Origin of the sequence: Thiopseudomonas acetoxidans (assembly GCF_030362935.1) — a bacterium.
In the GTDB taxonomy this organism is placed as follows: domain Bacteria; phylum Pseudomonadota; class Gammaproteobacteria; order Pseudomonadales; family Pseudomonadaceae; genus Thiopseudomonas; species Thiopseudomonas acetoxidans.
The window spans coordinates 214,515-225,225 of record NZ_JAUCDY010000002.1; the positions used below are offsets into that span (position 1 = coordinate 214,515).

The window sequence follows — 10,711 nt, forward strand, 5'->3', positions numbered from 1 at the left end:
CTGAAAGCCTGCTTTTTTGCTATCGCAAACTACAGAATCAACGCAAGTGCCGCCAAGTAATCACAATCGAGAAAAGTTACGCTCTAACTCTAACAAAGCCTGCACTGCCCCATATTTTTTGGCGCAGGCAAACGCACCTCTTGAATTTTGTCTGACGGATACCTATATAATCAGCAACTAATAACTTTGGAGCACTAAGCATCATGATGCGCATTGCACTTTTTCTGGCAACTAACCTTGCCGTTTTGATTATCGCCAGCATTACCTTAAAGCTGCTTGGCGTTGACAGGCTCACCGACACCGACCTCACAACACTATTAATTTTCTGTGCTGTCATTGGTTTTTCCGGTTCGTTTATTTCTTTATTTCTATCCAAATGGATGGCGAAAAAGAGCACCGGCACACAAGTTATTGATCAGCCGCGCACTCACCACGAACAATGGTTGGTTGCCACTGTGCAACGTTTGGCGCGAGATGCGGGGATCGGCATGCCTGAAGTAGGTATCTTCCCAGCGTATGAGTCCAACGCTTTTGCTACTGGCTGGAACCGTAACAATTCTTTAGTCGCGGTAAGTCAAGGCTTGCTTGAGCGTTTTTCTCGCGAAGAAGTCGAAGCCGTTTTAGCCCATGAAATTGGTCACGTAGCCAATGGCGACATGGTGACCATGACTTTAATACAGGGGGTGGTAAATACTTTTGTCATGTTCTTTGCACGGATTTTTGGCAGCTTTGTTGATAAGGCTATTTTCAAAAACGAAGACGGTCCCGGCATTGGTTACTTTGTCGCCACTATCTTTGCCGAACTGGTATTGGGCATCTTGGCCAGCATTATTGTTATGTGGTTCTCGCGCTGGCGTGAGTTCCGTGCCGATGCAGCGGGCGCCAACTTAGCGGGTACAGGTGCAATGATTGGTGCACTGCGCCGACTGCAGGCTGAATCAGGTCGCGAGTCAGAAATGCCAGCAACATTGAGTGCTTTTGCAATTAGCGCTGGCTTAAAAACCGGCTTGGCCGGACTGTTTATGAGTCACCCACCGCTGGAAGTGCGTATTGCTGCTCTGCAACAGCGCGGCTAGCAGCAGCTATTTAAAGCTTGCTGGTACTTCAGTTGCTAGCACCACAAAAGCCACTTCCTTACCTAGCAGGGCTGTCGAGCACATTCGTGACGAAGCCCTGCTTTCGCTTTTCAGGTAATAACTATCTGCTGCACTTGCGGCAAGTTCAATACGCCGGCAGGCCAGCTGTGGCTCACGACCACGAGAACCCCTTGGCGCTGATGCTCAATGACAGTATTCATCACTTGCTGAGCGGTTTGCTCATCTAGGCCAGCAAAAGGCTCATCCAGCAACATCACGGCTTGTTGACGTAACAGCAAGCGCGCTAGGGCAATGCGTCGCGCCTGCCCACCGGAGACTTCTAGCCCATACTCTCCCAACGGGGTTTGCAGCTGCAAGGGTTGTGCGGCGGCCCAGTCATCCAGCGCCACTTTCGCTAAAGCCTCCCACAGCTGCGCGTCACTCGCCTGAGGATTACCCAAGCGCAGATTATCCGCCAAACTCAGATTAAACAGGTCAAACTGCTGCGGTAAGTACGCCATGTGCGGGCGCACTGACTGCTGGCTGTAGGCCTCGCCATTCAAGGTGCAACGTCCTGATACTGGCGTCAAGTAACCGGCAAGCGTCTCCAACAAGCTGGTTTTGCCGCCACCGGACGCACCACTCAACAACAACATTTCCCCAGCCTGTACGTTCAGGGTTAGCGGCTGCGCTTGGGTAAACGACCATTGCAACGCGTCAAGTTGCAAACTGGGAGACTGCGTACCCAACACCAACGATGCAGCTTGTGGTTCAGGCTCGGCACTGCCTAATTGATTTAAGCGATCTCGTGCTGCTTGACTGTGGCCTAAAGCAGTGGCGCTGGCGGTCAAGGGCGCTAAAATCTCGAAACAAGCTAAATAAGCTAACAATGCCGCCACTAACCAGGAAATATCCAGCTGTTGCTGCTGCACCAGAACTCCGCCTTGCCACAATAGCAGTAACAACCCGAACCCTAGCCCCCACTGCTGCCACATCAATAACGCACTGCTCACGCGCTGCTGGTACTGATGTTGCTGTAAGTACGCTTGATCAGAGGCCGAAAACTGCTCGGTGCGCCGCGCCCATTGTTGCCAAATCACCAGCTGTGCGCGCATTTGTAGGCTTTCCAATAAAAACACCTTACGTGCTTCCACTAGTTCCGTATCCTGCTGCGCTAAACGCACCAATTGGCGGCTCAGTAGCGCCTGTAACGCCAGCCCCGCCAATAACAAACTCGGCAGCGCCAGCCAAAACAAGCTCGGCGCTAACCAGTAATAAAACATACCAATCACCGCCAAGATAGACAGCGCCCAAAACCAAGGTGCGATCACACTTAACGGAAATTGATCCAGTAAATCTATATCACCAATAAGACGATGCTGTTGTTTCGCCGAGACTTGCCCCTGTTGCCATGGGCTTTTTGCTAACTTGGCAAATAAACGGCAGCGCAAATCCTGCAACAATGCCAACGCGGCATTATGGCTGCTCAACCGCTCGGCATAACGTCCGGCGGTACGCGTCATGGCCGCCAAGCGGATTAACGCGGCGGGCCTAAAAAAATCAAACTGATACGCACCCGCGACCACCAAACCCGCTGCGGCACTGGCCGTAATAAACCAACCAGAAATCGCCAACAACCCCACCACCGCTAACAGGGTCAACCAACCAAGCAATAACGACAACCCCCAAGCGCCTTTGCGGCTGGCCAACAGGCTGCGTAAACGAATCGGTTCAAAGTCAGGATGCATCGCTCTGCCCTTCTACTCGCGTTAGCGTCACCTGCTGATCCACCCAGTTCAGCCCCGCTGCACTATGGCTGACTAACAACAGGGTTTTGCCGCGACTTAAACGCTCTAACAGCGCATGGATTTGCAGCTGGCTGTCGTCATCAAGATGCGCCGTTGGCTCATCCAGCAACCACAGCGGGCGATCACGTAACAGTAGCTGTGCCAAAGCCACACGACTTAACTGCCCACCAGACAAACCTAATCCGCGCTCAAATAGTGGCAGCTGTAATCCACGGACAGACACATGCTCTGCCAGTCCCACCTGCTCCAAGACCTTAATTAGCTGGGCATCCGTGGCACTCGGCTTGGCCAGCCGCAAGTTATCCGCCAAAGTTCCGCTGATAAACCTAGGGTTTTGCGATAAATAATCCAGCTGATTTAGCCAGTCTTGACGGTTCAGCTGCTGCAAATCCTGCTGATTCACACGCACCTGCCCTTGATACGCCAATCCGCCTAAGAGAACATGCAATAAGGTGGTTTTACCCGCCCCACTTTCACCTTGGATTAACACCCGTTGGGCGGCTGCCACTGTGATTTCATCAACAGCGAGCCGCGCTCTGCCAGCCGCTGAGAGAACACGCACAGCCTGTAAAGAAATCTCCGGTGCACCTTCAGCCTGATACGGCTGCTCGCCTTGCGGCATCACCGCACCGGCATTGAGCAGGGGTTGCAACTCAGTTAACGCCGCCTCAGCATCGGCTTTGGCATGGTAATCGCTCCCGAGCTGGCGTAAGGGTGCATAAAACTCCGGTGCTAATAACAAAATAAATAACGCACTGGCATAGGGCACAGGTATTTGCTCTTTGGCCCAGGGTAAAAGCCCTAACAAGCCCAAGCCTAAGTACACCGCCACCAGCGCAATAGAAAGCGCTGCAAAAAACTCTAACACCGCACTGGATAAAAACGCTAAGCGCAGCACCGCCATGGTGCGCTCACGGTAGCCTGCTACGGAATCTGCCACCTGCTGTTGCGCCAAATCTGTCGCTTGTAACTGCTGCAAACCTTTCATACCGCGAATCAAATCTAAAAAACGACCACTCAAACGGCTTAACGCTTGCAACTGACGGCGACTGCTATTAGCCGCCGCCTGCCCTAAAATAATCATAAACAAAGGCACCAAAGGCGCGGTCAGCAACAGCAAAGCGCCCGCCAATGGGCTCAGTGGAAACACCACTATTAATAACAGTAAGGGAGCCAACACCGCCAACTGAGCCTGCACCACATAGCGCTGCAAGTACCCATCTAAGGCATCAACCTGGTCAAGGATTTGGCTCGCCAACGCCCCTTCGCTGTCGCTATGCGCTAGTTGTGCACTAGGCTGGGCGAGTAACGCCAACAACCGCTGCCTTAAGCCCTGACGAATCTGCAAGCTGGCTTGCTGACACAAGCGTTCGCGCCAATAATGCAGCAATGGACGAATCAGTAAACAACTCACCAAAAACACCCCAGCAGCATACAGTCGCGTGGGCTCTATGGTTTGCCAGCTGTCGTGTAAGCTGGCCTGCAACCATTGATTAAGCAGCCATGCCAGTACGGCATACTGCCCAATCAAGAGTGCAACATTGCTTAGCGCAAGGCCCAACGCCCAGCGAAAGCGCCGCGTTTGCGGCGCTCTTAGTGCTTTGAGTTGTTGGCGTAAGGCTTGCGCTGCAGCTTTATCAGTCACTGCCAGACTCTTCACCAGCGTAGCCATCTAGCTCTAACCACATGGCATTTATAATGCCAAAGCTACAAGCTAAAAGGACGCCTAATATCCAAGTGAAATACCACATCTTCAGCTCCTTAATACAGTGAATTGCTGTTATCGTGGATGTGCTGCACGTTCAAACGCCCGCGCATCACATAGTAGCTCCAAGCGGTATAGCCTAGAATTAGCGGTACAAATACCAACGCCACCACCAGCATAATAAACAGCGTCAGCTCACTGGCTGTCGCATCCCATAGAGTTAGGCTGTGATTCGGTGTGGTTGACGACGGCATGATAAACGGGAACATCGACAAGCCAAAGGTGACAATGGTGCCTGCAATCGCCAGCCCCGAAGCCACAAAGGCTAAAGCATGACGTCTGAGCTTACTCAGCACAGAGCAACCGACAAAGCCCGCAATCGTCACTACTGGCAATAACCACGCCAACGGCCAACGCTGATAATTGACAAACCAGCCATGCGGGATTTGCTCTACTGTTTTCACCGTAACGCGACTGGCAGCTTGAGTATCCAAACCACCGGTGACTTGAAAGCCGTCGATGCCAAACCACAGCCACACACCCGCCAGCGCGAACAGGGTTGCCGCCACCAGACCCAGCAGTTGGCTCATACGCTCTGCCCGCTGCAGTAATTCACCGTCAGTTTTCAGCTGTAAATACGCCGCACCGTGGTTAACAAACATTAGCAAACTAAACACCCCAACCAGCAAAGCAAAGGGATTTAACAAGCCCCAGAAACTGCCGGTGTAGTACAGGCGCAACAGGTCATCAAAGTGAAAGGGAACTCCTTGCAGCAAGTTACCAAAGGCCACGCCAATGATAATCGCCGGCACGGTCGAGCCCACTGTTAATGCCCAATCCCAACGGTCGCGCCAGGTTTGATTATCGATCTTCGAGCGATATTCAAACGCAATCGGACGCAAGAACAGGGCAAACAGCGTCAACATCATGGCAAGGTAAAAACCACTAAATGCAGCAGCATAGACGGTTGGCCACGCGGCAAATAGCGCACCGGCGGCCGTAATCAGCCACACTTGGTTGCCATCCCAGTGCGGGGCCACCGTATTAATCATCACTCGCCGCTCATCGTTGTTGCGACCAATCACTTTTAACAGCGCGGCCACCCCCATATCAAAGCCATCGGTGACCACAAAACCAATCAACAATACGCCGATCAGCACCCACCAAATAAAACGCAGAGCTTCGTAATCCATGATTAAGCCTCCTTCACTTGCGCGGTTTCTAGGTCATAGCGTCCGGTTTGCAAACTGGACGGCCCTTTACGCGCATAACGGAACATCAACCACATTTCGATCGCAACGAAAATACTGTAAAGCACCACGATACTGCCCAGCGTGAGCAACACATCACCCTCGGTTAGCTGTGATACCGCCAGCTCGGTCGGCAAAATCTCACCAATGGCCCAAGGCTGACGGCCATACTCAGCCACAAACCAGCCCATTTCGCTGGCAATCCAAGGCAGCGGAATTGAGAACAGTGCAAATCTAAGCAGCCAGCGTGGCTTGTGTTCTGTACGTCGCATGCTATGCCACACTGCAAAACCAAACAGCAGCAACATGCTGAAACCTGCAGCAACCATAATGCGGAAGCTCCAGAACAGCGGCCATACTTTAGGAATAGACGCATCTACAGCAGCTTGTAACTCTTCAGCGCTGGGGTTCATTGGGTCTTCAGCATAGGCTGATAACAGCAAGCCATAGCCCAAGTCTTTTTCAATCGCCTTAAAACGCTCTTGCGTCGCTACCGACTTATCCCCAGCACGAATTTGCTGCATTAAGCTTGCGGCCTCACGGCCATCAAGCATGCGCTGGCGATGCTGTTCTTGCAGCTCACTCAAGCCGATCACTTCTTTATCCAGCGAGCGCGTTGCAATCAAGCCCATTACCGCCGGAATTTTAATGGCGTAATCCGTCCGCCCTTCCTTTTGGTTAGGTAGACCCACCAGCGTAAAGGCTGCAGGTGCAGGCTCGGTATGCCATTCAGCTTCAATAGCCGCCAACTTTACTTTCTGCACATCGCCCAGTTCATAGCCCGACTCATCACCCAAGATAATGACCGACAAGGAACTGGCAAAACCAAACACCGCGGCAATCGCAAAGCTGCGGCGAGCAAAGGCGATGTCACGCCCTTTGAGTAAATACCAACTAGAAATGCCCAGCACAAATACAGCTGCAGTCACATAGCCTGCAGAAACTGTATGCACAAACTTAACCTGCGCTACAGGGCTTAATACCACCTGCGCAAAGTTGGTTAACTCCATACGCATGGTTTCCACGTTAAACTCAGACCCAATCGGGAACTGCATCCAACCGTTAGCCACCAAAATCCACAACGCTGACAGGTTAGTTCCCAGCGCCATCAGCCAAGTCACTGCTAAGTGCTTGGTTTTACTGAGCCGGTCCCAACCAAAAAAGAATAAACCCACTAGGGTGGACTCTAAGAAAAACGCCATCAGGGCTTCAATCGCCAACGGCGCACCAAAAATATCGCCCACATAGTGCGAGTAGTAGGACCAGTTGGTACCAAACTGGAACTCCATCGCAAGCCCGGTGGTGACACCTAAGGCAAAGTTAATCCCAAACAACTTACCCCAGAACTTAGTCATATCTTGGTAAATCTGTTTGCCAGTCATGACATACACAGATTCCATAATCGCCAAAATAAACACCAAGCCTATGGTCAGCGGGACAAACAAGAAGTGAATCATCGCAGTGTAGGCAAACTGCATTCTTGAAAGCTCGACAAGATCCATCGCTTTGCTCCAATTGCAAAAGTACAGGTGAAATCACCGATGAAAACGTGGCTTAGTTGAATAGTCGATTGCAGGCGGTCTATTCAATCAGGCAACGTCCCCTTAGCCCAAAGTATGAGCTACCAGTGTGTATTTTTTACATTTTATTGACTTTAAACAAGACGGCAGCTTGTCACAGCATGCACTCCACTGACATTTTCACGTTAGCTCGTTACTGATTTAGACAGGCAGTCATGGTTAAAAACAGCTTGTCCTCACACATAAAGGCAGCTCGCCGTGCCGAAAGTGCAGCACCAGCCATACAGTCAGTTACACAGCAGATATAAATAAATAGGAACAGCAACGTCTCAAGAACCGCGCTTGCTCGCTGTGCGTTAAGTAAGATTAATATACATTATGATATAATCTGCACTGCTTAAATTGCACCTCAAACTTAGTTAAAACCCTGCACCCGCTAACTAACCAAGCAGGCTGCACAGATAGGCACTTACGCTGAAATGCACATTATTTAAGTTGCTGGTTAAATCAATTTTTTTTCTGTTCTTTACGCCTAAGACACCTTGCTCGAAAGGCTAATTGTTCGGCATTTGAGTCAAAGGAGGCTCTATGAAGACGTATTTTATTCGTCTAGCACTGCGACATATGATCGCCGTTTGTGTACTGCTGTTATTTAGCACTGCGCAAGCGTTAGCATTGGAGCGCTCCGCTCCATCAACCGCTGATCACACCCAGTTTAAACAGCTACAAGGCCCCTTTAGCTCCGGGCCTGAAGTGACTTCCGCCTGCCTGGAATGTCATACCGAAGCGTCCAAGCAGCTGCAAAAAAGCACGCACTGGACTTGGCAGTTTGAGCACCCATCAACGGGACAAATGCTAGGTAAGCGGCATGTAGTTAACAGCTTTTGCGGCTCAGTTGCCTCAAACGAGCCCTTCTGTACCAGTTGTCACACCGGTTACGGCTGGGATGATATGCGCCAAGCGCCACCGGCCGCAGAAAACACGGTGGACTGCTTAATTTGTCACGACACCACGGGTGGTTATAAAAAATCACCCACGGGCGCAGGTCACCCCATTTATGAATTCACTGACCCACAAGACAACTCCACTAAGCGCAAAACAGATCTAGCCAACATCGCACAAAACATTGGTGCAACAACCAGCCAAAACTGCGGCAGTTGCCACTTTTATGGCGGCGGTGGAGATGGCGTAAAGCACGGCGATTTAGACTCTTCCCTACTTAATGCACCGCGCAGCCTTGATGTGCATATGTCCCAAGAAGGTGCTAATTTTGCCTGCGCCGACTGTCATACCACCTCTGCACACAGTGTCACAGGCAGCCGTTACTTAACCAATGCACGTGACACTCTGGGGATTGACGTACCCGGTCATACTGACCAAACCCGCGCCTCCTGCGAGTCATGCCACAGCAACGCACCCCACCAAACACCTAAACTCAATGACCATGTGGCGCGAGTAGCCTGTCAAACCTGTCATATCCCTGAGTTTGCCCGCGGTGGTGTAGCGACTAAAACCTGGTGGGACTGGTCCACAGCAGGTCAGCTGGACAAAGACGGTAAGCCGCAAACCATTCGTGATAAAAGCGGTCACTTAGAGTACTTAAGCACCAAAGGAACGTTTCGTTACGAAGAAAACGTAATCCCTGCCTACCGTTGGTTTGATGGAGAGTCACGCTATACCTTGCGCGAAGACAAAATCGACGACACGCAAACTCCTATCGAACTCAACCAAATCAAAGGCAGCCACGACAACCCAGATTCACGTATTTGGCCGTTTAAAATTATGGAAGGTAAGCAGCCTTACGACACCCTGCACAAGCACTTATTGGTCAACCATGTGTACAGCGCCGATGACGATACTGCCCTGTGGACCAACTTTGACTGGGTAAAATCCCTTAAAGCAGGTACTGACTACGCAGGTCAGGAATACAGTGGTGAATTCGACTTTATTGAAACTCGCATGCACTGGCCGATTACCCATATGGTCGCCCCCGCTTCCGAGGCATTAGAGTGCAGTTCATGCCATGCCCGCGAGGGTCGCTTATCAGAGCTGATCGGCTTTTACATGCCCGGCCGCGACCGCAATATTTGGCTGGACCGCGCTGGCTGGAGCATTGCACTGCTTACATTACTAGGGGCTTTAGCGCACGGCGCTGGCCGTATTCTGGCGAGCCGCAGGAGAAAAAACCAATGAGTCGCATCATGATTTTTAAACGCTTTGAACGTTTTTGGCATTGGAGTCAGGCAGCATTAATTTTCTTCTTAATGTTTACCGGCTTTGAAATCCATGGCAGCTATCACGTACTGGGCTTTGCTAAAGCTACCCAGCTGCATGAGTATGCTGCCTACGCGCTGATGGGTCTGTGGGTATTAGCCATCTTCTGGCACCTAACCACTGGCGAGTGGAAGCACTATGTTCCCACCACCAATAAACTGGGCGCAGTGGTGCACTACTACTTAATCGGCACCTTTACTGGCGCTGAACACCCTTATCGTGCAACCACCCAAGCCAAACACAACCCACTACAGCGCTTAGCCTATCTGGGATTTAAACTGGTCATCTCACCCGCTATTTGGGTTTCTGGTCTGCTCTACCTGTTCTACACACAGTGGGCTGATTTAGACCTACCCTTTATCACCCTCGGTGGCGTTGCGATAACCCACACCGCAGCAGCGTTTGCAATGCTCATTTTTGTAATTGCCCACGTGTATATGACCACCATGGGTAAAACCATTTTCAGCATGATCAAACCCATGATTACTGGATATGAAGACATGCCAAAAAAACAGACGGCTGACAGCAAAGACTAGCTAGCTAAGGCAGCAAGGCTGCGTTTAGTGACTATTAAAAAAGCCCGGTAGCGAATTAACTGTTCGTTAGCGGGCTTTTTTGTTAACTCTTGATAGTAGATTCTGTGCTTAGTTTTAGCGCCAGCAGCTCATTACAAACTCTCTATCAGCAGAATTAGCAGTTGTTTTTCCATTGGCGCCCTTATCGCCGATCGCATTCAAAGTTAGATTGCCACACTTGGTATCATTGAACTGCTGCGTAGCGGTAAGCGTGTAACCATTATCTGTGCCAATGCTCAGCGTATATTTTCCTGTTTCTGAGTCTGTAGGCACGTTTAAATCAGACGCACTAGCCGCATACGCATTGTTTTGTGAAAAATAACGCTCTTGCCTTGCCGCAACCTCGTTTAAAAAAGCCTGCCCTTCAGCGCGGTTACCACGTTTGACGTATTCGTCATAACTTGGGTAAGCAATAGCAGCCAGAATCCCAATAATCGCCACAACGATCATGACTTCGATAAGTGTAAAGCCTTTATTTTTTTTCATATAAAAAACCATTTTAT

9 protein-coding genes are annotated in these 10,711 nt (G+C 50.7%); 3 read left to right on the plus strand and 6 right to left on the minus strand.

Going from position 1 to position 10,711, the window contains the following annotated elements; all coding sequences use genetic code 11:
* Nucleotides 1–203 precede the first annotated feature (203 nt).
* Nucleotides 204–1,076, plus strand: coding sequence for a protease HtpX (gene htpX, locus QEZ41_RS03050; RefSeq protein WP_289409908.1), 873 nt, complete (start codon nucleotides 204–206; stop codon nucleotides 1,074–1,076).
* Nucleotides 1,077–1,186: 110 nt separating this feature from the next.
* On the opposite strand, the gene QEZ41_RS03055 is transcribed toward htpX, so the two are convergent.
* The 5 genes from QEZ41_RS03055 to QEZ41_RS03075 are packed head-to-tail and all read right to left on the minus strand — an operon-like array spanning nucleotide 1,187 to nucleotide 7,341.
* Nucleotides 1,187–2,824: an amino acid ABC transporter ATP-binding/permease protein gene (locus QEZ41_RS03055; RefSeq protein WP_289409909.1), complete on the minus strand. Its 1,638-nt coding sequence runs from the start codon at nucleotides 2,822–2,824 to the stop codon at nucleotides 1,187–1,189.
* Nucleotides 2,814–4,529, minus strand: a complete 1,716-nt coding sequence (gene cydD, locus QEZ41_RS03060; RefSeq protein ID WP_289409910.1) for a thiol reductant ABC exporter subunit CydD — start codon at nucleotides 4,527–4,529, stop codon at nucleotides 2,814–2,816. Before cydD ends, QEZ41_RS03055 begins: the two co-directional genes overlap by 11 nt.
* Entirely contained in the window at nucleotides 4,522–4,635 is a 114-nt protein-coding gene (gene cydX, locus QEZ41_RS03065) for a cytochrome bd-I oxidase subunit CydX (RefSeq protein ID WP_289409911.1), read from the minus strand. The genes cydD and cydX overlap by 8 nt, the downstream gene beginning before the upstream one ends.
* Nucleotides 4,636–4,645: 10 nt before the next feature.
* On the minus strand, nucleotides 4,646–5,785 hold the full coding sequence (gene cydB, locus QEZ41_RS03070; protein WP_289409952.1) for a cytochrome d ubiquinol oxidase subunit II: 1,140 nt from the start codon (nucleotides 5,783–5,785) through the stop codon (nucleotides 4,646–4,648).
* Entirely contained in the window at nucleotides 5,785–7,341 is a 1,557-nt protein-coding gene (locus QEZ41_RS03075) for a cytochrome ubiquinol oxidase subunit I (RefSeq protein ID WP_289409912.1), read from the minus strand. Before QEZ41_RS03075 ends, cydB begins: the two co-directional genes overlap by 1 nt.
* 606 nt (nucleotides 7,342–7,947) lie before the next feature.
* Here QEZ41_RS03075 and QEZ41_RS03080 point away from each other — a divergent pair.
* Together QEZ41_RS03080 and QEZ41_RS03085 are read left to right on the plus strand one after the other, a co-directional pair.
* On the plus strand, nucleotides 7,948–9,552 hold the full coding sequence (locus QEZ41_RS03080; protein ID WP_289409913.1) for a tetrathionate reductase family octaheme c-type cytochrome: 1,605 nt from the start codon (nucleotides 7,948–7,950) through the stop codon (nucleotides 9,550–9,552).
* Complete coding sequence (locus tag QEZ41_RS03085; RefSeq protein ID WP_289409914.1) at nucleotides 9,549–10,169, plus strand: cytochrome b/b6 domain-containing protein; 621 nt, start codon at nucleotides 9,549–9,551, stop codon at nucleotides 10,167–10,169. The genes QEZ41_RS03080 and QEZ41_RS03085 overlap by 4 nt, the downstream gene beginning before the upstream one ends.
* Before the next feature lie 114 nt (nucleotides 10,170–10,283).
* Here QEZ41_RS03085 and QEZ41_RS03090 read toward each other — a convergent pair whose 3' ends face one another.
* Nucleotides 10,284–10,694, minus strand: a complete 411-nt coding sequence (locus QEZ41_RS03090; protein ID WP_289409915.1) for a type IV pilin protein — start codon at nucleotides 10,692–10,694, stop codon at nucleotides 10,284–10,286.
* Between the last annotated feature and the right edge of the window lie 17 nt (nucleotides 10,695–10,711).